The sequence below is a fragment of the Paenibacillus sp. FSL K6-3182 genome (assembly GCF_037976325.1).
GTDB lineage: Bacteria > Bacillota > Bacilli > Paenibacillales > Paenibacillaceae > Pristimantibacillus.
On the sequence record NZ_CP150265.1, the window covers coordinates 7,383,852 to 7,408,504 of the forward strand.

At 42.4% G+C, this 24,653-nt stretch carries 23 protein-coding genes; 11 read left to right on the forward strand and 12 right to left on the reverse strand.

Annotated features, from left to right (window positions below; all coding sequences use genetic code 11):
- Positions 1 to 64: 64 nt before the first annotated feature.
- Positions 65 to 4,042, reverse strand: coding sequence for an S-layer homology domain-containing protein (locus tag MHH56_RS32320; protein WP_339205632.1), 3,978 nt, complete (start codon positions 4,040 to 4,042; stop codon positions 65 to 67).
- A gap of 182 nt (positions 4,043 to 4,224) precedes the next feature.
- Between MHH56_RS32320 and MHH56_RS32325 the strand changes: the two genes are divergently transcribed.
- A complete protein-coding gene (locus MHH56_RS32325) occupies positions 4,225 to 4,656 on the forward strand; it encodes an NUDIX hydrolase (RefSeq protein ID WP_339205633.1) in 432 nt (143 codons plus the stop codon).
- 54 nt (positions 4,657 to 4,710) lie between these two features.
- Here the strand turns inward: MHH56_RS32325 and MHH56_RS32330 are convergent, their stop codons facing one another.
- A complete protein-coding gene (locus MHH56_RS32330; protein ID WP_339205634.1) occupies positions 4,711 to 5,586 on the reverse strand; it encodes a LysR family transcriptional regulator in 876 nt (291 codons plus the stop codon).
- Positions 5,587 to 5,751: 165 nt separating this feature from the next.
- On the opposite strand from MHH56_RS32330, the gene MHH56_RS32335 reads away from it, so the two are divergent.
- Entirely contained in the window at positions 5,752 to 6,741 is a 990-nt protein-coding gene (locus MHH56_RS32335; RefSeq protein WP_339205635.1) for a DMT family transporter, read from the forward strand.
- Between the two features lie 103 nt (positions 6,742 to 6,844).
- Here the strand turns inward: MHH56_RS32335 and MHH56_RS32340 are convergent, their stop codons facing one another.
- A complete protein-coding gene (locus tag MHH56_RS32340) occupies positions 6,845 to 7,930 on the reverse strand; it encodes a heparan-alpha-glucosaminide N-acetyltransferase domain-containing protein (RefSeq protein ID WP_339205636.1) in 1,086 nt (361 codons plus the stop codon).
- Positions 7,917 to 8,516 carry a TetR/AcrR family transcriptional regulator gene (locus tag MHH56_RS32345; RefSeq protein WP_339205637.1) on the reverse strand — a complete coding sequence of 200 codons (600 nt, stop codon included), beginning with the start codon at positions 8,514 to 8,516 and terminating at the stop codon, positions 7,917 to 7,919. Before MHH56_RS32345 ends, MHH56_RS32340 begins: the two co-directional genes overlap by 14 nt.
- Before the next feature lie 253 nt (positions 8,517 to 8,769).
- On the opposite strand from MHH56_RS32345, the gene MHH56_RS32350 reads away from it, so the two are divergent.
- Together MHH56_RS32350 and MHH56_RS32355 are read left to right on the forward strand one after the other, a co-directional pair.
- Positions 8,770 to 9,306 (forward strand): PadR family transcriptional regulator, encoded by a 537-nt coding sequence (locus tag MHH56_RS32350; RefSeq protein ID WP_339205638.1) that lies wholly within the window; start codon positions 8,770 to 8,772, stop codon positions 9,304 to 9,306.
- A gap of 1 nt (position 9,307) precedes the next feature.
- Positions 9,308 to 10,831, forward strand: coding sequence for a DHA2 family efflux MFS transporter permease subunit (locus MHH56_RS32355; protein WP_339205640.1), 1,524 nt, complete (start codon positions 9,308 to 9,310; stop codon positions 10,829 to 10,831).
- A gap of 105 nt (positions 10,832 to 10,936) precedes the next feature.
- On the opposite strand, the gene MHH56_RS32360 is transcribed toward MHH56_RS32355, so the two are convergent.
- Complete coding sequence (locus tag MHH56_RS32360) at positions 10,937 to 11,599, reverse strand: DUF421 domain-containing protein (RefSeq protein WP_339205641.1); 663 nt, start codon at positions 11,597 to 11,599, stop codon at positions 10,937 to 10,939.
- Positions 11,600 to 11,770: 171 nt separating this feature from the next.
- Between MHH56_RS32360 and pepT the strand changes: the two genes are divergently transcribed.
- Positions 11,771 to 13,003: a peptidase T gene (gene pepT / locus MHH56_RS32365; protein WP_339209787.1), complete on the forward strand. Its 1,233-nt coding sequence runs from the start codon at positions 11,771 to 11,773 to the stop codon at positions 13,001 to 13,003.
- Between the two features lie 62 nt (positions 13,004 to 13,065).
- Here the strand turns inward: pepT and MHH56_RS32370 are convergent, their stop codons facing one another.
- Positions 13,066 to 13,470, reverse strand: coding sequence for a helix-turn-helix domain-containing protein (locus MHH56_RS32370; RefSeq protein ID WP_339205642.1), 405 nt, complete (start codon positions 13,468 to 13,470; stop codon positions 13,066 to 13,068).
- Between the two features lie 156 nt (positions 13,471 to 13,626).
- Here MHH56_RS32370 and MHH56_RS32375 point away from each other — a divergent pair, with 156 nt between their 5' ends.
- The 3 genes from MHH56_RS32375 to MHH56_RS32385 all read left to right on the forward strand — a co-directional run bounded on the left by MHH56_RS32375 (position 13,627) and on the right by MHH56_RS32385 (position 16,777).
- Positions 13,627 to 14,832: an MFS transporter gene (locus tag MHH56_RS32375; RefSeq protein ID WP_339205643.1), complete on the forward strand. Its 1,206-nt coding sequence runs from the start codon at positions 13,627 to 13,629 to the stop codon at positions 14,830 to 14,832.
- Entirely contained in the window at positions 14,829 to 15,674 is an 846-nt protein-coding gene (locus MHH56_RS32380) for an aldo/keto reductase (protein WP_339205644.1), read from the forward strand. Before MHH56_RS32375 ends, MHH56_RS32380 begins: the two co-directional genes overlap by 4 nt.
- A 173-nt stretch (positions 15,675 to 15,847) precedes the next feature.
- Positions 15,848 to 16,777, forward strand: a complete 930-nt coding sequence (locus tag MHH56_RS32385) for a metallophosphoesterase family protein (RefSeq protein WP_339205646.1) — start codon at positions 15,848 to 15,850, stop codon at positions 16,775 to 16,777.
- Between the two features lie 165 nt (positions 16,778 to 16,942).
- Here the strand turns inward: MHH56_RS32385 and MHH56_RS32390 are convergent, their stop codons facing one another.
- The 4 genes from MHH56_RS32390 to MHH56_RS32405 form a co-directional block, all read right to left on the reverse strand.
- On the reverse strand, positions 16,943 to 17,473 hold the full coding sequence (locus tag MHH56_RS32390) for a hypothetical protein (RefSeq protein ID WP_339205647.1): 531 nt from the start codon (positions 17,471 to 17,473) through the stop codon (positions 16,943 to 16,945).
- A 74-nt stretch (positions 17,474 to 17,547) separates the two neighbouring features.
- Positions 17,548 to 18,141: a DUF1349 domain-containing protein gene (locus tag MHH56_RS32395; protein ID WP_339205649.1), complete on the reverse strand. Its 594-nt coding sequence runs from the start codon at positions 18,139 to 18,141 to the stop codon at positions 17,548 to 17,550.
- Between the two features lie 58 nt (positions 18,142 to 18,199).
- Entirely contained in the window at positions 18,200 to 18,721 is a 522-nt protein-coding gene (locus MHH56_RS32400; RefSeq protein ID WP_339205651.1) for a GNAT family N-acetyltransferase, read from the reverse strand.
- A gap of 238 nt (positions 18,722 to 18,959) precedes the next feature.
- A complete protein-coding gene (locus MHH56_RS32405; RefSeq protein WP_339205652.1) occupies positions 18,960 to 20,138 on the reverse strand; it encodes an MFS transporter in 1,179 nt (392 codons plus the stop codon).
- Between the two features lie 116 nt (positions 20,139 to 20,254).
- On the opposite strand from MHH56_RS32405, the gene MHH56_RS32410 reads away from it, so the two are divergent.
- Entirely contained in the window at positions 20,255 to 20,881 is a 627-nt protein-coding gene (locus MHH56_RS32410; protein ID WP_339205654.1) for a TetR/AcrR family transcriptional regulator, read from the forward strand.
- 267 nt (positions 20,882 to 21,148) lie between these two features.
- On the opposite strand, the gene MHH56_RS32415 is transcribed toward MHH56_RS32410, so the two are convergent.
- The gene (locus tag MHH56_RS32415) at positions 21,149 to 21,502 is read right to left on the reverse strand and encodes a VOC family protein (protein WP_339205655.1); all 354 of its coding nucleotides are present in this window, start codon (positions 21,500 to 21,502) and stop codon (positions 21,149 to 21,151) included.
- A 188-nt stretch (positions 21,503 to 21,690) separates the two neighbouring features.
- On the opposite strand from MHH56_RS32415, the gene MHH56_RS32420 reads away from it, so the two are divergent.
- Entirely contained in the window at positions 21,691 to 22,833 is a 1,143-nt protein-coding gene (locus tag MHH56_RS32420) for an acyltransferase (protein WP_339205656.1), read from the forward strand.
- Positions 22,834 to 23,021: 188 nt separating this feature from the next.
- Positions 23,022 to 23,645, forward strand: a complete 624-nt coding sequence (locus tag MHH56_RS32425; RefSeq protein ID WP_339205658.1) for an acetate uptake transporter — start codon at positions 23,022 to 23,024, stop codon at positions 23,643 to 23,645.
- A gap of 139 nt (positions 23,646 to 23,784) precedes the next feature.
- Here the strand turns inward: MHH56_RS32425 and MHH56_RS32430 are convergent, their stop codons facing one another.
- Positions 23,785 to 24,639, reverse strand: coding sequence for a MurR/RpiR family transcriptional regulator (locus tag MHH56_RS32430; protein ID WP_339205659.1), 855 nt, complete (start codon positions 24,637 to 24,639; stop codon positions 23,785 to 23,787).
- Positions 24,640 to 24,653: the final 14 nt, after the last annotated feature.

The following is a 24,653-nucleotide window of genomic DNA, read 5'->3' on the forward strand; positions in this document are numbered from 1 at the left end:
TAAAAAGCCTGCAAAGCTCCACCAATTGGTGAAGCCTGCAGGTTTTTCTGAATAAAAGTTATGATTATTTCGTTTTGTTAAGCAAACCAAGAATGAGTGCTACTGCTTCTGCTCTAGTGGCAATCTGCTGAGGAGCGAAACGGTTCTGGCCAACGCCGCTAACAAGTCCCGCCTCCACTGCGGTTGCAACGTATGGAACTGCCCATGCTGGAACAGATTTGGAATCCGCAAAGGAAAGCTTAGCATTTGGATTTACTTTTATTCCACTTGCACGAACAATCATAGCGACCATCTCTGCACGAGACAGCTCCTTCTCAGGACCAAATGTGCCATCAGCATATCCGCTAATGATACCTGATTCAACAGCCTGCGTGACAAACGATTGTGCCCATGCAGGTATTTTATCAGAGTCCTTGAAGTTTAAAGCTTTGCCTGAGTCAGAGAGATTCAGCGCACGAGCCAGCATCGTGATAAACTCTGCACGATTAACTGATTTATTCGGGTGGAACTGGCTGTCTTCATAACCCTTAACGAAACCAGCTTTCACAGCTTCATTGATAGCTGATGCTGCCCAGTGGCCTGCAATATCCTTCAATACAACTTCTGACTCATTACCGCCGCCAGTTCCAGTACCAGGATTTGTACCTGGGTTAGTTCCCGGATCTTTTCCTGGATTCGTTTCTGGGTTTGTACCCGGACCTGTTCCTGGACCTGGTCCCGGATCTGTTTTTTCCTTCTTCACAATACCGAATTGATCTACGATAAATGGTTTAGCATCGTTCAAGGTTTGGTCAATTTCATATGTTACAGCCGTTAGCTTGTTGCCATCGATCGTGATGCCAACGAAGTTTTGTACTTGACCGCGAACTGGGCGTGTGCTGTCGTTCTTATCTGGGCCGTATTTAGCCGCATGGTTCTCTTCCGCACGCTCGAACAGATTGTAATAAGCTTCGCCAAGTGCTGGTTTTACATTCTTGTAGTATACCTTCGGACCTGCTGTTGCAGGAATCATGTAGATTGAACCATCCGGATTCACCGTATACTCAATCTTTTCACCGTTCAATGTTTCAGTAATCTTCTCTGTTGCTGCTGCTGTTCCATCCTTTTTGATCGGTTTTGTACGAGCATAAATATGGTCATGGCCTTGTACTACAAAGTCGATTCCGAGCTCTGCCATAATCGGTGCGATTTGGTTTCTTACGCCGTTAGCGCCCATAATATCGCTGTCCGTTGCATGGTTTGAAGTCGTATATGGACCTTTGTGAATGTTGACAATAATCCACTGCGAGCCCGCTGCTTTCGCTGCTTGCACGTCTTTTTTCAGCCACTCGACTTGCGCCTCGGAGAAGTTCGCATATTTTGCCGAAGTCTCATTCGAGTTCAGCACAACAAAGTGTGCGTTGCTGTAATCGTATGAGTAGTATGCGCCCGTTACCGTTGCAGAGTTCTCTGCTTGCTTGATATTAAAATGCTCGTAGAATGCATTGTTCTTATCTTCATGGTTACCTGCTGATGGTGCAATGGTTGTGTTAAGCAGGCTTTCTTGTGAATGGCCAAGCAGCCAGTTCCACTGCTCTTCTTTTGTGCCTGTATCTACAATATCACCGTTGTGCACAACGAATTGTGCGCTTGGTACTGTAGCAAGTGCTTTCTCCAGCGTCTCAGCCGAAAGCTTCGCCTCATCCTCTTCTTTGGCCTGTGTATCCGCCAAGTCGATGAATGTGAATGGTCCGTTTACTGGTGCGGTTTGGAATGTTCCTACTTCACTCCAAATGTTCAGTGCCGCGTCACCCACACGGAAATTGTACGACGTATTTGCCTTCAAGCCCGTTGCTTCTGCCTTATGAACAAGCTCAGAAGGTGAGTTGGAAGAAACGGTAGAACGTCCTGCAAAATTAATTGCTTTTGTGAAATCCGGCGCTTCGTTCGTTTTCTCTACTACTTGCAGGTCATTGCCTTTAAGAAGCAGTGAAGTGTACCATGCAAAACCTTTGGAGCTTACTGGGTCGCCGTTAAAGGTTACCGTAACCTTGCTTACTTTTTCTTTGCTGTAGTCAGGCTTGTCTTCCTTCGTAATACCGAATTGATCAACGACGAATGGTTTTCCGCCATCAATATTTTTGTCAATTTCGTAAACAACAGCGGTTAACTTGCCGCCATCTATGTTAACGCCAACGAAGTTCTGTACCTTTCCACGTGCAGCACTTGTCGTGTCGCCATACTTGCGAGCATGATTTTCGTCAGCTTTGTCGAAGAGATTATAATACGCATCGCCAAGCTGTACTTTCTGGTTTTTGAAGTATACCTTCGCACCAGCTGTAGCTGGAATCATATAAATCGTGCCGTCAGGCTTTACTGCATATTCAATCGTTTGTCCATTTAGAGTTTCTGTAATTTTTTCAACCGCTTCTGCAGTTCCATCTTTTTTGATCGGTTTTGTACGAGCAAAGATATGGTCATGTCCTTGAAGTACAAAATCAATGCCTAGTTCATTCATGAGTGGAGCGATTTTGTTTCTTACGCCGTTAGCGCCCATAATATCGCTGTCCGTCGCATGGTTTGAAGTTGTATATGGACCTTTGTGAATATTAACGATGATCCACTCTGCGCCTGCCGCTTTCGCTGCTGTCGCGTCATTCTTCAACCATTCTACTTGCTCTACTGAGAAATTCGCATACTCAGTTGAGTTCTCGTTCGAATTCAGTACGATAAAATGAGCATTGCTGTAATCGTACGAATAATAAGCACCTGTTACTGTTGCCGAATTTTCAGCTTGCTTCACATTAAAATGATCGTAAAATGCGTAGTTTTTATCCTCATGGTTACCTGCTGAAGGCACAATCGTTGTATTAAGCAAGCTCTCTTGTGAATAGCCAAGCAGCCAATTCCATTCCTGCTCGGTTGTTCCATTTTCTACGACATCGCCATTATGAACGACGAATTTTGCATCTGGCACAGTGGCCAGCGCCTTAGCGATGGTTGAGCCCGATGTTTCTGCCTCGTCTTTTTCCTTCGCCTGTGTATCTGTTAAATCAATAAAGGAGAACGCTCCGCCTGTTGGTGCGGTTTGGAATGTACCTGTTTCACTCCACAAATTCAACGATTGATCGCCGACACGGAAGAAATACGTCGTGTTCGCTTTCAAGCCCGTCGCTTCAGCTTTATGAACAAGCTCTCCTAAGGAATTCTTAGCAACGGTTGAACGACCCGTAAATGCTATTGCGTTCGTAAAATCTGCTGTATCGCCAGTTTTTTCTACCACTTGCAAATCGCTTTGACTAGCTCGATTCGCATCAAGCGGCGTGTACCATGTAAATCCTTTCGAACTGACAGGATCACCATTGAAAGTGACCGTCACTTTACTTACTTCTACCTTTGGTACCTCTTGCAGAGCAATAAGCTTCATATCAAAATAGAGGTCCGAGCTGCTGTCTCTTTGCTGATGAACCTCAACAGCAAGCTCATTGTTACCGTCTTTTAAGTTAGCCTTTAATGCTGTTGTGAGGTCTACATCCGTATAAACGACAGGATCATCCATATTCGAAGTCGCAAATGTAGAATACAAAATGTCGCCTGTCGGCATGCCCAGACGCACAACCTCTGTTCCATTTACATAAACCACAGCGCCATCATCAACGGCAAAGGTAGCTAGCAGCTGTCCATAATGATCCATGCTGTTCTTATCTACATTCAGATTCGTCCGAAAATATGTCGTCGGATATTTTTTGCTTTTATTCGTTCCATAATCTACCTTTGTTTTCAGTGCGCCAAAACCAGCTGCACTAATAATTGCACCAGAATCCTTATAACCTAGCGGGGCATTACCTGAGCTCCACGCTGAATCGTCATAAGTAGACCTCCATACTGTGCCTTGATTTATACCTTTATCGTAATATTTCCAAACCGAATTTCCCGGCAGTAACGTCACCGGCTCAGTCGCAGAAGCAGCAGCGACCGGGGATGGTGCGGCTGCTCCGAGCAAACCAAGCAATAATGCCAAGGATAACAGAATAGATAGTACCTTTTTGTTGACGTAGTTCATAATAATCTCCTTTGTAAACAATTTTGACAATCCACATAAACATGACTGCCTCATCATAACAAGAAGATATCATTGCTCTATTATCTCAGGGTGAAGGTATTGTAAATATCGCTGCAACTTTTTTCCATATGGTTCCGTATAGAGAATGCCATTATTCATACAGATAAATAGGAGGACTTTAATTGTCAAACAAACCGGTTGGTGCGGCTGCTATTATCGTTGATTCTGAAAATCGTGTTCTGCTGGTGAAACATAACTATGGTAAATACAATTGGGAAATACCCGGCGGGTTATCCGAACAAAACGAGTCTGCGCAGGAAACTGCGAGAAGAGAAGTATTAGAAGAAACAGGTCTCGAGGTAACCGTAGATCGCTTAACGGGTGTATACTACGAGCCGCATCATGATATGCACCACTTTGTTTTCATTTGCAAAACCGTAAACAATCAAGCCCCTCAGCCTTGTTATAAAGAAATTACTGCCTGCCAGTATTGCAGCATTGATGATCTGCCTAGACCATTGAGTGACTTTACTTATAAACGTATCCAAGATGCTTTGAATCCAGATCAGACGGAGAGCTTCCACACGATAGGGCCGAGACAGTGGTTCGAATAATGAAAGGCTATGAAAAAAGTCGGTGCAGGCGTAATCCCTGCACCGACTCTTTTTTCATATCATATTCGATTGCACTCCGCTTGTCCGAGCAATGATTTCATCAATAAAGCATTGTAATGTACTCGTTAAATAGGAATCCTTGCGCCGAATAAAAATTGTCGTAATATCACGATATGGCTCAGGTACACTATGACAGTAAACGGTGCCGTTAGCAGCCAAATCAATAATCGAGGATTCGGGAATTATCGTTATGCCTACCCCCGCTGCGACACTGCCAATAATCGTCCCAAAAGTGCCAAACTCCATAATTTGTTTTGGAATAATGCCCTCTACCTTCATCCAGCTTTCCAGTCTCCCGCGATAACCGCAGCCTTTGTTGTAGAGCAAAAGCGGTTTTGTCGTGATGTCGTCCATCGAGAACGCATCCCCCTTGGTCACGAGCACTAGCTTTTCTTGAATAACCTCTACCTGCTCGATTAAGGGATGCCTAATTGGTCCGGTAACAAAAGCGCCATCCAGCTTCATATCCAGCACTTCTTGCAGCAGCTGATCCGTCACTCCGGCTTTCAGCGATAATTCTACATTCGGATACTTGCTATAATACGAGGATAAAATATGAGGAAGCGCGATAACGGTTTCCACAATTCCGATTTCCAGGACACCGGAGGGATTTGTTTTATTGTGAAAGGTACGCTTCATTTCTTCCATTTTGGACAAGATTTCTTTCGAATGCTCGAGCAGACGTTTACCTTCCGTATTTAAAATCATTCCGCGCTTATGGCGATAAAATAATGGCGTATCCAGCTCTTTTTCCAGCAGCTTAATTCTTGCTGTTACATTTGATTGCACGTAATTCAGCTCGAGCGCTGCTTTGCTGATACTGCCGTGTGCAGCAACGGTTTGAAAAATTTTCAAATCCTTAAATTCCAAGCGCACCCCTCCACTGCCATTCGATTCAGATGATCTTATATGTTAGATATCATTATAAATGATGATAAACTTTATTTTCAATCGTTTTACTATCGTCTTGCAACCCCCTATCATTGGAAATAGACAATAACTCGGCATAATTTCTATTAGGGAGAGAGACACCTCGTGCTAAAAAAACAAGTCATTATCGGCTCTATACTTTGCCTCGTTGCAAGTATGTCGTGGGGAGCCATGTTTCCTGTAGCCCACGTTGCTTTACAGCAAATTGATCCATTTTATTTCTCGTTTATTCGCTATTTTGTCGTTGCAATCATTCTGAGCGTGCTCTTGTTAGTGAAAGAGGGTAAATCTGCATTCCGCTTAGAGGGCAGAGGTAAATCTCTATTGTTTTATGGGACAATGGCTTTTACAGTCTACAATATGGCCGTATTCCTTGGACAACATCTGATGGGGGAATCAGGCACCGTCGCCGCTTCAATAATGGAAGTGCTTATGCCGATGATATCTATTATGGTATTGTGGGTCACTAAAAAAACCGCACCCAAAAAATATATGCTGACGAGTGTTGCCATCGCCCTTGTAGGCGCATTACTCGTCATTACGAACGGAAAATTAGCTTTCTTCATGATGGCTGGCCAACATATTTTCCCGCTTCTGCTCATCTTTATAGGAGTTGTTGGATGGGTAATCTACTCCATGGGCGGTACGCAGTTTAAACAGTGGTCCATACTCCGCTATTCCACGTTAACCTGTTTGCTCGGCAGCGCCGTATCTTTTGTTATCGTAACACTTGCATCCACTTTTGGCGTGCTGCCTGTACCTGCTTGGGAAACGATACTTTCAATCAAATATGAAATGTCCTTTATGATTCTATTGCCTGGATTAGCCGCTTTGTTATGCTGGAATGCAGGCATCAAATTATTATCGCCGCTAAATGGCATATTGTTTATTAATTTCGTTCCGATTACTACTTTCGTCATTATGGCTTTTCAAGGCTACCACATTAGCGCTTATGAGTTTTTCGGTACCTTGCTCGTCATCTTCGCGCTTGTTCGAAACAATGTGCAGCAGAGAAAAGCAATGAACAAAGCTAATCCGAGCACTTATGCTGCTCCTCGTCATCCCAAAGGTCAGGCGGTCAAAGCTACCCCTTAACCAAACTATAAGATTAATCTAAAACAAAAACACCACTCCTGATAGAGTGGTGTTTTCATTAACTTCGTTATTGTAAAGAAAGCGGATGGATAAGCTTGCCGTTTTATCCCGTAATTTTCCTCATCAACAGTTCAATCGGCCCTCTTGAAAAACTCTTACGCCAAAGCACACTACATAGAATGCTAAATAAGAAAAAACAAAATGAGTATATAGAGGCGAATATCAACGATTGGTTTTCTAGTCGATTTAATGCGATTAAAACACCAATACCGATCACCACATGACTAACATAATGAGTCAACGTTAACTGACCAGTGTGAACAATGGCGTTTATAAACCAGCCCTTATCATATTTTTCAGTCAAGAACAGACATAGAATTAAGAAGGCAATAGCCGAACCCGCTGCAGATAATATGTACAAAACATTCGGCAGAATCGGACCTGTGCTGAACAAAAACTCAGCACTTTCGCTGCCCATGCTCGGGATGAACAAATAAGTTAGCATTTTTGACAGCAGCTCCATCGTTATCGTGACACTTGCTCCAATGATCAGCAGCTTCATTCGAAGCGCCTTGTTATGAAAATCTATTCTTCCTATTAAGAGTCCGATGATGAAGAAACAAAACCATGGAAATATAGGATGATAGCCATTAAAAAATAAATTGCGAACAAAACCTTCCAACGTCCAAAAATCCACATAATGCATAAACGGTACAGGACCGCCCCATCCTTTAAAGGTATCGAATACAAGCTGAAGGCATTGTGCTGTTATTAATATAGCTGCGCCCAGTCCATACAATATCCTGTCTCTTACCGTAATTAGCACTGCTGCCATGAACAGATAAACACCATAATAATGTAAAATATCGCCTGTCCATTCCATAACATATAGCAGTAATCCGATTACAAACAAGAACAGCGATCTTTTCCAAATCATTTGGCGAATAGCTATAATCTTTGCTTTATCGTGACTAGCAACAGCTTTCCGAGACATGAGCGAAATGCCTATGCCAGCAAGTAAAACGAATAAAGCCGAGGCTCGTCCTTGAAATAACGAAGTAACAGTTATCAACCACGTAGGGCCATTATGCTCAGCATTTGTAATTACAATGAAGTTTACGATGAGCATGCCGAACAATGCCCATGCACGGGCAAAATCCAGCCCAATCAATCGTTTACTTGCTTCCACTAGCATCACTTCCTTTCAAAACGCCGCTTACAGCCTCTACCCAGATTTGTTTATAATCAATATGTTCAACCAGCATCATAAAGTTGCCAATGTTATCAAGCACTAAGGCAAGCATATGTGCTTTGGCAGCACTCGCCTGATCTGAAACAAGTCCAAAATGTTTAGCTTTCTCCATCAGCATCTCAAAGCCGTGCAAATACCCTTTTTGGATCATAAGCAGCTTCTCGTGATAAAAGGGATACCTTGTTGACATTAACATATATTCCTGCAATACGCGATTATAATAAGGGTCCTTAGCCTGCTCATCAATCATATGGAGTCCGAGCTCAACAAGCTTCTCCTCAAAATTGTCTTTTGTAAAAGTATCCGCTTCAAAAAAAGTCGAGAACTGAATCGCGCTGCACAAGTCTTCAAAAATTGCCGCTATGAGATCTTCTTTCGATTTAAAGTAATAATAAATGGACGGCTTAGCTATTCCAACCGCTTTAGCAATCATCGAATAAGTCGTTTTCGTAATGCCCACCTCTGCAAATAGTTGATAGCTCACTTCTTTGATAGATGCCAATGTTTCCTCGCTTTTACTCATTGCAACTCCTCCTGTACCTTGAATTTGTTTTAGAATATCACTCTTATTATTATTTTTCAACCTATCGTTAGGTAGAAATTTATGAAAAGTGAATGATCTACTCATTCTTTTTTATTTACTAATTGTTTTTATTTCTATATATTGACACCACCTATATCGGAGTGATATATTATGGATCGTAATATAAATATGGATATTTATTACACCTATACCCATTCTATCCTAAGTAAAATGACAAGGAGGAACATTTACTTTGAACAGTCAGGACGTTATTTTAGGCATGCTTATGAAACGATCATTATCCGGTTACGAAATTAAACAATTGTTCGAGGATATTTTCTCTTATTTCTATAGCTCAAGCTATGGAACGATTTATCCGATGCTGCATCGGATGGAAAAAGAGGCATTGATTACGAAGGAAAATGTGCTGCAAGAGGGCAAGCCGAATAAAAATGTGTTTACCATCACAGAGGCTGGAAAAAGCAGATTTTACGAATATCTGCACAGCCCGATGGAAACGGATACGGTCAAATCAGATTTCCTGATGCGGCTTTATTTCGGCCAGCTGGTAGGTAATGACATGGTAGTTATGTGGTTGAAGCAGGCACAAGAGTATACACAGACACAGCTCGATCAGTTGCGCGATAAATACGCCATGTATAAAAGCACCATGCAGCCTGGACATATCATATGCATTGAAATCGGAATTAAGGAATATAGTGCTAAGCTGGAAGCGATCCAAGAGGGGCTCGATCGTATGGATAAATTAGAACAGGAAAAGAGGGTTTAGGATGGAAAAATCACGTTCAAACAATAACCTCATCATTCTTGCCATGGCACTAGGGTTATTAATGGCATCTTTGGACAATACGATTGTCGCCTCCTGCATTAACAAGCTCAGTCAGGATTTTAACATTTTCGATAAAGTCAGCTGGGTATTTACCGCCTACATGCTGGCAGCAACAAGCACGATGCTCGTCTTCGGCAAAATGTCCGACCTATTCGGCAGAAAAATGTTTTATATGATTGGTATTGGCATGTTCTTGATCGGCTCCGCCCTATGCGGTATAGCTCAGAGCGCTGATCAGCTCATCTGGTTCCGCGTCATTCAAGGGATTGGCTCCGGCGCCTTGTTCCCAATCAGCTTCACCATTATTTATACGATATTTAAAGACCCGAAGGATGCAGCAAAAATGTCTGGCGTATTCGGTGCGATCTTCGGCCTATCCTCCGTTGCAGGCCCGCAGCTCGGCAGCTTCATTGCCGAACACTTTGGTTGGAGATGGAACTTCTATATCAACATCCCCATCGGTTTGGCATCCATGATTGTTCTGATGATTGCGCTCAAAGAAACACGTTCCGAGAAAAAACCAAAAATCGATTATTTGGGAACCTTGTTTTTGATCATTACTACGGTCTCCTTAATGCTAGCGCTCGAATGGGGCGGCAAAACCTACGCATGGAGCTCCTGGCAGGAAATTAGCTTATTCACGATTTCCGCTGTAATTGGCGCTTTGTTTATTTTTGTCGAGCTGCGTGCTCCTGAACCCGTCCTTCCTCTGAGCATCTTTAAAAATAAGATGGTCTTGGGCACAAGTATTCTTTGCTTCTGCCAAGGCGTCATTATGTTCTCCGCCATTACATATTTGCCTAGCTTTACGGTAGGGGTGTTAGGACATAGCAACTCAAACGGCGTATTGACGCCTATGATGGCCTCGTTAATCGGGGGTGCTATTCTATTTGGTTTCCTGCAATCCAAATTCGCCTTCCGTACACTCATGCTGTTCACTATGCTAATGACCATTATTGTAGCTACGCTGCTATCTACAGTTAGCGCCCATGCTTCCAGCGGCTATATGATTGTACTTATGATTCTGCTTGGTTTTGGCGCCGTTGGCCCTCTAATGAGTGTCGCACAGAGCTCGATTGCTGCAAACGTTGATCCTAAATATATGGGCGTCAGCTCATCTATCGTCGGCTTCTGGCGCAACATTGGCGGTATATTGGGTGCGTCCATTATGGCGACTATTGTGAACAACAACTTGCATCGGTTAATTACGGCGGGTGCAGATAAGGCTGGCATTCCTTCTGACAAAATCAATACACTTGCCAATCCTGAACTGCTCATGCGAGCAGGTGGTCAGCTAGACCCGCAAATACGCAAGTTTCTGCAAGAGGCGCTGGCAACAGCGATCAATCACGGCTTTATACTCAGCATTTGTGTTGGCAGCATTGGCTTAATCACCGCTATGTTTGTTGGTGCTAGCAGACTCGGAACCACAAAAAAAACAACGACCAGCGCTACACACATATAGAGGTAAACGGACATGCAACGGTAATCTGTGATCTGCGATACAAATTACCGTTGCGTGCATCCTTATTCTTCATCCGTAGGTTTATGTATACCGTCTTCATAAAAGTCAAAAATGAGCTTTCTTTGTCCCTCTGACCGCGTAGAAAACGTCAGATATTTTCTTCCCTTTTTTTCTCAGTTCGTTTCCCAGCCATTCCTTCGTCAGCCCATTCTCTTTCATTTCTTTTTCCAAAAGTGAACCATCCACAATCAATTCAATTGGAAACTCCAGCTTGTTTAATTGAAGCTTCATGTCCTTTTTCGTGACAAGCTGATACTCGTCTTTTTTTAATACAGACACCATTCCATTATCCTCAAGAACTGCATATTCAACCTCATCCATATTAAAAATCCCATTTTCTCTTAAAGCTTGATCCAAAGAATCCAACGTATATCTAACTTTCTTCATATTATTCTCAAGAATCTTCCCGCCTTCAATGAGAACGGTTGGGGAGCCTGAAATCCAGCTTCTTAATTTACGCCTCTTTAAGGCAACGACAGATAACAGATAAGACGTAACCGTCATAACCGCGAGTAATAAAATAATATGCGACCATTTTAATGTTTCATTGAATGCCAGGTTGGCTGCAAGTGCCCCTATCGTAATGCCGGTCACAAAATCATGAAATGCCATGTTGGAAATCGTCTGTTTCCCCAATATTCTAGCTACTAATAAAAGCAGTAAAATAGCAACAATCGTACGTATTAAAATATCCATATAGGTATGCATGCTGTGATTCCACCTCTACTCTTATTGTTACCCAAGCGATTTGAAAAAAATCATGGAACAGCGTATCATCTTTAAAGTGAACAGATTAGAGACCACTTCTAGTGACGATGAAGATACGTCGCTTTTGTATTGTATTTTGCTATATGACTATTTGTATTGGAGCTGAGAATGATGAAAACCGAGATTATAAACAGATTTATCACTTACGCGCAGGTGGACACACAGTCCGATGAAAGCAGTGAAACCTGCCCTTCCACGCCTGGACAACTGACGTTAGCTAACATGCTAGTAGAAGAATTGAAAGCCATCGGCATGCAAGAGGTTACGATGGATGCTAACGGCTATGTCATGGCTACCCTTCCAGCCAATACGGATAAAGAGATCCCAACCATCGGCTTCCTTGCGCATATCGATACAGCAACTGACTTTACTGGCACTAACGTCAAGCCGCAAATTATTGAACAATATGACGGGAACGACATTATCTTAAATGAAGCACAGCGCATCATTATGTCGCCGAACGACTTCCCAGAGCTGCACGGCTATAAAGGTCATACTTTGATTACAACAGACGGCACGACACTGCTTGGTGCAGACGATAAAGCAGGCATAACTGAGATCATGACGGCGATGGCTCATCTCATTAATCATCCTGAGTTGAAGCACGGTAAAATAAGAGTAGCCTTCACTCCTGATGAAGAGATCGGCCGAGGCCCGCATAAGTTTGATGTACAAGCCTTTGATGCGGTCTATGCCTATACAATGGATGGAGGTCCGCTGGGCGAACTTCAATACGAAAGCTTTAATGCCGCTGGCGCTGTCATTATATGCAAGGGCAAAAACGTGCATCCCGGAACGGCCAAAGGCAAAATGATCAATGCCGCCAAAATGGCGATGGAGCTTCACGGAAAACTGCCAGCTAACGAAACACCTGAGCAGACAGAAGGCCATGAAGGCTTCTACCACCTGTCATCCATTCAAGGCGACGTCGAGCAAACGGAGCTTCATTATTTGATACGTGATCATGACCGCAACCGATTTAATGAAAGAAAGCTGGAGCTAACTCGTATCGTAGAGGAACTGAAAGCGAAGTACGGAGAAGAACGTATTGTACTTGAAATAAAGGATCAATACTACAATATGAAGGAGAAAATCGAGCCGGTGATCCAAGTCGTAGACATCGCAGAGCAAGCGATGATCAACCTTGGCATTACCCCGCTAATCGAGCCGATTCGCGGCGGCACAGACGGCTCGCAGCTTTCCTACATGGGGTTACCGACACCGAATATTTTCACCGGCGGAGAAAATTATCATGGCCGATTTGAATATGTATCGGTTAACAATATGGTACAAGCCGTCAATACGATTATTGAAATCGTTAAGCTGTACGAACAAAAAGCTTAATGATCGTCATAAACAAACAGGCTGTCGTCCACATGACGACAGCCTGTTTGTTTTTTGATGGTTTAACAAAGCACATCTTCTTCCTGTTCGACGATATCCATCTCAAGATTATTTAGGCCATTGTCTTCCAATACGGCAGCCTTATTGCCGTATTCTTTAATAATATGAATCTCACCCCATGAGCAAAGGGAGTCCAATATTGATTTTAAGCTCCATCCGTATTCACTGAGCTCATATTCAACCCGCGGCGGGACCTCATTATAGCTTATTCGATTCACGATGCCATCTTGCTCCAGCTCTCTCAGCTGCTGCGTTAACATCTTTTGTGTAATGGAGGGCATAATACGTTTGAGATCACTCGTTCTTTTTTTGCCATGCGTTAAGTGACAAAGGATTACGCATTTCCATTTTCCTCCAATAACCTCGAGGGTCGCTTCCACTGAAATATTGTATTTTTTCTTAATCATAGATATAACCTCCCCAACCGAGCTATCGCCTACTGTTCATACATTTATTACTTTTTAGTACCTATAGCACTTCAAAGTACGTACTGTTCATTACTGCCTAAACCCATCATAATAGCACTTACCGGCCGGCAATACCATACAAAAGGGGTTATACAAATGGCTTTAGATAAAAAAAGAAGTACCCTTGCGCTTCTAGCGTTAGCCATAAGCGCCTTTGCGATTGGGACAACAGAGTTCATCAGTGTAGGGCTTCTCCCGCTTATCTCTGAAGACTTGAATATATCGGTTACAACATCGGCACTAACCGTTACGTTGTATGCTCTTGGGGTTACTTTTGGAGCTCCAATATTAACATCTTTAACATCTACGATTCCGAGAAAAACATTATTGTTTTGGATCATGATTGTTTTTATTGCTGGGAACAGTCTTGCGGCATCGGCAAGCGGCGTTGGTATTTTACTTACCGCACGCGTCATCTCAGCACTGGCTCATGGCGTATTTATGTCAATAGGCGCTACCATTGCAGCCGATCTCGTTCCCGAGAACCGCAGAGCTAGCGCAATCGCAATTATGTTCTCAGGACTCACTGTAGCAACCGTTACAGGCGTACCGTTAGGTACTTGGATTGGACAGCATATGGGCTGGCGTGCTGCTTTTGTTGGCATAGTTCTTATTGGCGTTATCGCTTTTATTGCCAATATGGTGTTGATTCCTTCCGATTTGCGCAAAGGAACTCGAACACAGCTGCGCGAGCAGATAAAGCTGGTTACGAATGGACGATTGCTGCTTGCATTCGCGATTACTGCTATTGGGTACGGGGGTACGTTTGTTGTCTTTACTTATTTATCCCCGTTGCTTCACGATATAACCGGATTTAAGGAAAGTACGGTAGCGGCCATTCTTTTGGTATACGGCATCGCCATCGCCATCGGCAATGTCATTGGTGGGAAAGCTGCCAATAAGAAGCCGATTACCGCCTTGTTTTACATGTTTATTTTGCAGGCTGTCATACTCTTTGTTCTTACCTTCACCGCACCATTTAAAGTGGTTGGCTTAATTACGATTATCTTGATGGGACTGTTTGCATTCATGAACGTACCCGGCTTGCAAGTGCATGTCGTGATGCTCGCTGAACGTTATGCGCCGAAGGCGGTAGATGTCGCTTCGGCTGTCAACATCGCTGCGTTTAACGCAGGTATCGCCATTGGCGCCTATTTGGGCGGTGTCGTTACGGACTCGATGGGACTTATTCATACGGCATGGGTTGGGGGATTGATGGTTCTCGGCGCTGTTATTTTAACCGGCTGGGCTAGAGCTTTAGAGAAAAAAGATGAAACAAAACACAGGAGGGCTTCATTATGATCGCAAAAAATTTACAGGATACAACTACACTTCACAACGGTGTTCAAATGCCTTGGTTTGGTCTTGGCGTCTTTAAAGTTGAGGATGGCTCGGAGCTGGTTGAGTCCGTCAAAGCAGCGATTAAAAACGGTTACCGCAGTATTGACACCGCAGCTATTTATGTCAATGAAACAGGTGTCGGACAAGGCATTCGTGAAGCTATGGCTGAGTATAACGTGACCAGAGAAGAGCTTTTTGTCACATCAAAGGTTTGGAATGCTGATCTTGGATATGAATCTACACTGGCGGCTTACGAAACTACGCTAAATAAACTCGGTTTAGACTATCTTGACCTGTACCTGATTCATTGGCCTGTAGAAGGCAAATTCCAAGAGGCGTGGAGAGCTTTAGAGACCCTTTACAAGGATGGCCGAGTCAAAGCTATTGGCGTAAGCAATTTCCAGATTCATCATTTGGAGACGTTAATAAAAGACGCTGCCGTTAAACCGATGATCAATCAAGTGGAGCTCCATCCGCAGCTAACGCAGAAAGAGTTAATCGACTATTGCAAGAAACAAGGCATCCAAATTGAAGCATGGTCTCCGCTTATGCAAGGTCAGCTGTTAGATCATCCCGTTCTTAAAGAGATTGCTGAAAAGCATAACAAATCCATTGCTCAAGTCATTCTGCGCTGGGATTTGCAGCATGGCATTGTAACGATTCCGAAGTCAACGAAAGAGCATCGCATCATCGAAAATAGTAATTTATTTGATTTTGAACTATCTGAGAGTGAGCTGTCCCGGATAGACGCTCTGAACCAAAATCTTCGGGTGGGTCCAGATCCGGATAACTTTGATTTTTAATATAATAGCGGAACAACAATAGGGCTGTCCCAAACGCAGATACATCTACGTTTGGGACAGCCCTTATTTAATAGTGCCTTATTGCAGGATAATGCGGAATGATATCGAAATGAATGTACGTATAACGTATTTTTGGCGAAAATCATTCGAATGAGATCCAAGTGGAGGGTACTATGGCGAACTTAAACTTTCGAGAAGACGGCACATTCAAAATTGTTCAATTTACCGATCTGCACTGGCAAAACGGGCAGCAAGAGGATTTACAAACCTATTCTCTAATGAAGAACGTCCTGCAAGAAGAATCACCGGATTTGGTGATCTTTACCGGTGACGTTATTTATAGCGAGCATTGTACTGATAGACAAGAGTCCTTTAAAAATGCTGTCAAAGCAGCGGAAGAATTTAATATCCCATGGGCAGCTGTATTTGGCAATCATGATACCGAGGTTGGCACCACCAGAGAAGAGCTTATTCGCTTGCAGCAGGAAAGACCGCTCAGCTTAACCGAAATGGGCCCTAGCCTAAGGGATCGTGCTGGAAATTATGTGCTAGAAATTCATTCTAAAAATAATAGCAGCCCCGCTGCCGCATTATATCTATTGGATTCAGGCGAGTATGCCGATCAGCCCGTTGGCGGCTATGCCTGGGTAACTCATAGCCAGATTGGCTGGTACAAGGAGCAATCCGCTCGTTTGACCAAACAAAACAATGATGTGCCACTGCCCTCGCTTGCTTTTTTCCATATCCCTGTGCCCGAATATAACGAGGTATGGAACGAGCATACCTGCTATGGGCAGAAGCACGAGGGCGTAGCGAGTCCAAAAATCAATTCCGGACTTTTCACAGCATTTCTTGAAATGAAAGATGTCCGCGGTACGTTCGTAGGGCATGATCATATCAATGATTACTGGGGTGAGCTTCACGGCATTCGTCTATGTTATGGAAGGGCTACAGGCTATAACACCTATGGAAAAGAGGGTTTTCCGCGTGGTGCAAGGATCATACAATTGACCGAAGGGGAAGCTGACTTCCAAACATGGCTGAGACTAGATGATGGATCTGTTGTCGTCAATCAGCCTGAACATCTTCCTGAGAAAGGTTAATGGCAGCCATTAGGACGATATTAATACGAACCGCCAATGTGTAAACAGAACTGATGTAATAATACTGGAATCTCAACGACGTAGATAGTTTTTATATAAAGTGACACTGTATATCTTAATAGAGCATCCCTGTTGTCGATGGGGGTGCTTCAGATTTTTGCGGATTTAGTTCGCTTTTAACTCTGCGCTAATTCTCATGGCTTCCTCGTAATTTTTAGCAGGTGCCGATATTCTTAGGTCCTTAACTATCAATTGGTTATCATTCATTTTTTCATTCACATCTATGTTCAGTTGGGCAAAATTATCCGATATCATTAGATAACCTAAAGGCTTGTGAACAGGTGCTCCATTTTCATTCTGATGATAAAATAATAAATCTTGATAAAAATCTATATCCCGCAATTGATAATTTTTTGTGTAATCATATTTATTAATAATGAATTGTCCATGAAAGGATGGATCACGGAACAAGGGTTTATATATAGTTCCCTTAACTTTGATTGTTGTTACTTCTCCACTTTCAGGTTTGCCTACGCGATATTCCAAAGCTGGATACTCAAGATCAATCTTTTTTGGGAAATTATATATGAACAGGAATGCAGAAACGGCTACAAGTGGTAATGCTGTACACAACATAATTACTTTTAACCTTCCTTTTGGTGGTTCCATAATACCTCTTCCCGCTTTATGAGCCATGAATTTGAATATCCTTCTCTTACCAATTATCCATTCGATCATTTATATTTATCTATTAGTTAAACTGAAAATTGTTACTTGTGTTCTTTCCATTGGCATTCAGTAAATTTCATTTCTGTGAAAACGGCATTAAATGAAGAGTCTTCTGGACTGCAAGCATAAATACCAATCTGAATATTGTCTGCTCCTTCAAAAAGGTGTGCAATACGCATTTGCTTATAGTGAATGCCATCATAAGAATTTTCAATACAATAATCGCTTTCACGTCGGCTCAATCTGTAATACATAAATTTCTTTGTTGCAGAAATATCCGTAGTTGCCCAATCAGAATATCCTAAGTTCGTTACAACACTTCCTAATCTCTGATATTCTTCATTTTCATATTCAATAGAAGCCTTTATCCAGTTATCACTATTTTGATAGATAATTACACCGCACTGGTCAAAGCGTTGTTTACTGTCAAATTCCGTTTTTACTACAAACGAAAAATATTTCTCATTGGTTTTCATTAACAAAGCAGGAGCATTATTGTTTTGAAAGCCATAATAGGTTCTTTGCCAAAAATCTGTTCCAGCTTCTGTTTTAATCACAATTTCTCCATCTGTAATCGTATATTCTTTAGGCTCATGTACCCAGAATAAGTGATCTCTTTGGAATGTTACATCCATTTTGATTCCTCCATAAATCGAAATTTAACAAACATATTTTTCTTATTCGACGCTGTATTCACAATTTAGATAATACTTCGCCAATATTGCTCCACTCATATATAAGAAGATTCAATTCATTGCCGGAAATTGTTATCTTATCCGATTTAAATAAATGAGCACCGTAATATTCGTAGAAATAACGGGTTTTATTATCTTCTAATACTTCAACAAAAACTCTATTGTAGCCGAGTTCTTCAAATTGAAGAAAAAGTTGTTTGAAAAGTTGCTTCCCCACACCTTTTCCTTGATATTCTTCAAGCAAATATATAGATTTTAAATCACCAGAATTATCGATATTATTACTTTCTCTTTTCCCGCAATCTGCAAATCCTACGACTTCTCCCTCATTATTTACTGCGACAAATGTATAATTCTCCTTATCAGAGATATTACGATTCCACAAGTTCTTTCGTTGGTCATAAGAAAGGTTCTTTAAAAACTCATCTGAAACAATGTTTTTATACGTAGACTTCCAACTATCAACATGAACCTTGGCAATACCCTCTGCATCCTCTAAACAAGCTTTTCTTATGTACATTGAATCTCCCCCTCCTACGGAAAGTAAAGCTCAATGTATATATTCCATCTCAATACTAATTCCCCTCCCTCAATTTAAACTGACCTGCCCGCTAGATTAATAAAAGAAGTTCCATAACATGACTAAAAAATCAAACAAACCAGACCTCTCGAGGTCTGGTTTGTTGATGGTATTGGCGGAGGCGAAACGTGGCTATGCAAAAAATATTTGTCGCAACGTGACGCCTTTTACCAATTGCTCAAGAAGGAATAACCCTCAGACGCTTCGAACTCAACCACACGCCTCCTGCTAAGACAGAGATTAAATAGGCTATGCCACAAGTTAAGAACAAAGGCTTCAAGTCATTCTCAACATAAAGTAAGGAGCCGATCATCGGGCCAATTGCCATGCCTATATATCGGATCAAGTTATACACACCGATGGCAGTGGCGCGTTCCTCTGGAAACTGTTCCGCCAAAATAGTAGTTGGCATGGACACAGTCAGCCCCATCGTGAGGCCGAACAAGCAAACATCCACGATCAAAATCGGTAACGAGAGATTGGCGGTTAAAGCAAAAAGAACGACTATAATCGATTGTAAAAGGAATGCATACATTAATGCTCGTCCACTTCCCATTCGGTTACGCATCCAACTGCCGACTCTAATACTCAGAATCGTACAGGCGGACATAATAAGCAGTACAATCCCAACCATCCCCGTAGACATGTTATACGACGTACTTAGGATTTGAGGCAAGAACACAAGATATACTAAGTAAACTACACATTGTACAAATCCATATAACAAAACAACAGCACCGAGATGGTTTTTAAAAATTACAATAAACGAGCTAAGGCTGAACCTTGTCGCGGATACATTCTGTGGCTTTGTCTCGGGCAAGAGCTTCATATTGGCGAGCAGAAGCAGCAGGATTAGGATTGACAAAAAGAAAAACACGCCTTGATATCCGAGTTTTTCCCCGATGAGTCCTCCGAGAAGAGGTCCGATAGCTGGAGCAAGCAAAAGCATAAGTTGGTAAGTAGCCATTCCCTTTGCCAATTCTTTTCCACGGAACAGGTCACCGATTACTGCTGCTCCTACAACGGGAACCGCTGCGGAGCCCATGCCCTGAAAGACGCGGAAAACCAGAAATGATTCAATGGAATAGGAAAATGCACAGCCTAAAGATGCCACACAATATACGGCGAGTGCAGGCAACAGCACTTTTCTCCTTCCTTTTGTATCTGCTAGTGGTCCGAATACGATCTGCATGACAGCTAAAGCAATCAAAAATAAAGAAATCGTCAAGCTCATTAAATAACTTGTTGTTTGCAGATCGTTCTGCATGTCGGCAAGTAAAGGCGTATATAAGTTCTGCCCCAGCGATCCTGCAAAGGCACTAAAGCCGATGAGATATAATATAATGCGCAGATTCATGAGTATTTTCTCCTTTTTATCCTGACTGACTAATAGTCGGTTTATCTTGCCCAGCCAATTTTATTGACTTTTAGTCAGTTTGTCAATAGAGTAAATACACGAGGAGGATGAACAACTTGTCGAGAGTTAATAAAAAACCAGAAATTAGGCGCGCCGAAATAATAGAAGCCTCATTAGAGTTATTCAGAGAAAATGGCTACAATCAAACTGCTGTGGACGATATAGTCAATAAACTGGGCATTGCTAAGGGTACATTTTATTATCACTTCAAAACCAAATATGATATTATGATCGCCATTGTAGAACGTTTGGCTGAAGAAAAAGTTAATATGGTCAAAGTTCTAGCGGAAACCGAAGGAATGACTGTAGAAGCAAAGATGTATACCATCTTGTGGGAACAACCATACGAGGATGAGAGCAAAATTATTGAATTTCTGCATCATGAACATAATGCATCGATTCACCAGAAGGTTCTCGTACAAGCTGTACAAGACAGTGCCCCTTACGTGACACAAATTCTGAATCAAGGAATGGCGGAAGGAACCTTTCAAATTCAAGACCCACAGGAAACTGCCGAATTCATACTAGTTGGCATCAACTTTATGTTTGATCCCGGAATTTTCTTATGGTCCGAAGATATAGTAGAACGTAAGAAGCTGGCATTCACAAGAATAATCGAGCGTATGCTAGGAGATTCCTTTACCTTTTCCAACCTTTCAAAAACCTCACTAAAACAAAAATAGCGTCAAAAGCGCTGCCAAGACGCAATTGACGCTATTTTCTCTTGAACCAACTTTTAATGAGTAAAAAGGTTGCCGTGCATGCTGCTGTTCCAGCCATTACAGCGCCTTCGTTAATCAAAGACGGATTTCTCATGATTAGCTTAGTATCTAAAATGGACTGATGCGACTTCGAGGTTGTATTCCCTGCAGACCTCAAACTCGATTGTTAGTTCAACGAGGCTGCCGTTACATACCGGCAGCCTCGCCATAGTGATTGTTAAGTTGTTGTTACCCGTTTTTCTCCCAAAGCTCGATCAATCGACCTTCTGGGTCTTCAATCCAAATAAATTTCCCAAATTCACTAACCTCTAAGTTCTTTGTAAGAGGTACTTTCATATGTTCAAGATGCTGAATAGTCTCGTCTAAATTATGTACTTGGAAATTTATCATCACTTGTTGTTCTAATGGAAAATAACTGTCATTCTCGTTAAAAAAAGAAAAAATAGTCTCATTTCCGGATTCGGGTTTTATCATCGTCCCATTCCAATTTCCTATTTCAAGCTTCAACACTTCACTGTACCATTTTGTTATCATTTCAAGATTTTTAGTTCTCCAAAATATTCCACCAAAACCTTTTATCATTGTATCTAACTCCTGTCTCTCATTAGATATTCGAGATTTACATTTAAGTTCCTTTTTCAATTTCCCTGCCCCGCACAATTTCTCCACAAACTACTACATTATACTTTTCCACTTTTGTGCTATACTAGCTTGTCAGCATTTTAGCAACAAATATTGTTAAATTATCAACTTACTCACGAGGTGCATAAATGTCTCAACCGCCAGCTAAGAAGGCGCTTTTGACTGAGCTTGAGAGCCTACGCGCATTTGGCATACTTGCTGTCATTATGATTCACGCGACATCCTCTTCAGTAGTCAATTCCGATCCTAACTCCACACTGTTTTTGATTCTTGTCCTATTTAATACGTTATCCAAATTCGCCGTACCTCTCTTCATTCTGATCAGCGGCATATCTCTTTTCTACAATTACAATGATAAACCATTAAACAAACAAACAGCTACGATGTTCTACAAGAAACGCATCACTAAAATTATGCTGCCGTTTCTCCTATTTTCGTTTATGTATTATGCCACTATCATCTATTTCAGATACGGATTTATTAATTTCGAGCAGTTTATCTCTTATTTTCAAACTTGGGATTTTCTCATTAAATTGCTGATTGGAAAAACATATGCTCATTTGTATTTTATCTTTATTATTATCCAGTGTTATTTGCTCTTCCCTGTACTTTGGTATGTGATGAGAAAATGGCCGCGTCTCGTCAATTGGCTGATCACAGGCGGACTTCTCATTCAGTGGGTTTATATGCTGAACGCCAAGGAAATGGGAATCAAATACGTCACCAGCGGTTTTTTCGCATACAGCTTGTACTTTTGTATCGGGGCTTATATAGGAATCAACTATACGAAATTTTATGCCTTCTGGGAGCGCAAACGCAGCAGCATTGCTTTACGCAGCACATTAATTCTAGTAGTAGCCATTTCCGGCACGATCAACGTGATCTACTTCTTGCGTGAGGCGCAGGGAAAACTACTATTTAACGATAGCTTTTTGGTGCAAATAAAAAATGAAATTTATATTACTTCGGCTTGTTTGCTGCTTATTCATCTAGCCCTTCGGATTAAGGCATCCCGTATGGAATATTTGAAATCGGTACTTATTCATCTCAGCCATGCATCATTCGGCATGTACTTGCTGCATCCGATGTTCCTCAGATATTACCGTATGATGGATGTGAATGGGAGTCCGCTCGTTTACGGAGCATGGATTGCAGGAGGCTTCTTCCTGGCTTTAATTGGCTCATGGATCATCGTTGCTTGGGCCGGAAAAGTGAAAGGACATTGGGTTTTATTTGGGCCTATCCCCAAACAGAAATCGCTCGGACAGTAGCCAAAAGTCTGAATTTAAAACATTTATGTGACGCCCCTCTGCTGAAACAAGGCAAAAGGGGCGTTTTCAATAATTTTCCCCTATGCGAGCCAGGTCTTTTCCGTTAAACTAGAAATTCTGGTATCGGCAGAATCAACTATACTATTGCAGGTTTACCCCTGAAAACTATTGGAGGTTTCTTTTCTAACATGCATAATGAACATCATTCCAATGTCAAAATTGTAACAGCCGACCCAAGCGCCATCGGCTTATTTGGGCTGGCTATCGTTACGCTCGTAGCTTCCTCGCAGAAGCTCGGCTTAACTGACGGTCTAAGCCTCGTTATTCCATGGGCGATTTTTCTAGGCGCCTTTGCTCAGCTCTTTGCTTCTATTCAAGATGCAAAACATAACAATACATTCGGTATGACCGCCTTTGGCGCTTATGCTTTCTTCTGGATGGCGATGGCCGGCAGCTGGCTGATCAAGCTCGGTGTGTTCGGCGCTGAGCTGGCTGCAATCGCAGATGGCAAGCAGCTTGGTTTTGCTTTTGTCGGTTATCTCATTTTCTCGCTGCTGATGACTATCGGAGCTGCAGAGACCAATAAAGTATTATTCTTCATCTTCGTTCTAATTGATCTGCTTTTCCTTGGACTGAGCTTCGATGCATTCGGAGTAGCACCCGACGTGTTCCACGCACTAGCTGCCTATGCGGAGATGGGTATTGCTCTCCTATCGCTATATGCCGCAGGCGCAGCTGTACTGAACACCCATTTTGGACGTGTGTTTCTGCCAATCGGTCGGCCTTTTGGCATCTTCAAGCCTCGTTCATAATCGGAATCTCATCATTATACAATGTTAAAGCCAGCCGCTCTTCGTGCCGATCCGCGATAGAGCGGCTTTTTCTATGAAAATCAAAAAGAGGCAGAGTGCTTAACGATCGCACTCTACCTCTTTTTGTTCACCGTAAGCTTTATAGCAACTTCACAGCTACCGACGCAGCCGTATTTTCCTTATTCCTTATTGAATCTTCATAGGTTCTTTTAAAATATTCCACATACAAAACATCGAGCAAGTAAAGCTGTGAAATCTTCGCAGATAATGAGCCGCCCTGCAAAGGTCCTTCATTCGCTCCGCACAGCAGCGTCAGATCAGAGTAAGAGGTCAGCGGCGACTTAACGAACCTCGTAATCGAAATGACGGTAGCACCGCTTTCTTTGGCCCTTTTCGCTACTTCAATCGTATCCTTTGTAGAACCGGAATAAGAAATTACGACAGCGACATCCCGTTTCGTCATCAAAGCCGCTGACATCATCTGCAGATGCGAATCGATGCTGCATTCCGTTTTGTTCGTGATACGCATAAATTTGATTTTCGCTTCCATCGCCGTCATTAAGGAGGAGCCTACGCCAAAAAATATGACCCGTTCCGCTTGGAGCAAATGCTCGATCGCCTGATCCATTTTTTCATTATCGATTAAGTTATAGGTCTCGTTCAATGCGCTTATGTTCGATGACAGCACCTTAGAGGACACTTGATCCATCGTATCATTCATCAGAACCTTGTCCGTGAGCTGCGGTATTTCGTTTTCAGCAGTGATGCTGTGTGCAAGGGCAATTTTAAAATCCTGATACCCTTTATAGCTTAACGACCTGCAAAACCGGAATACGCTGGACTCGCCCACTCCACAGTGATCTGCAAGATCGGTAATCGACATGTAGACGACACCTTCCGAGTTATCCAGAATGTAGTCTGCTACTTTCCTTTCGGTATTCGTCAGGTTGTTGTATTTCGAATGAATCGTTGTAAAAATATTGATAGTGCGCAACCGATCACCTCCCT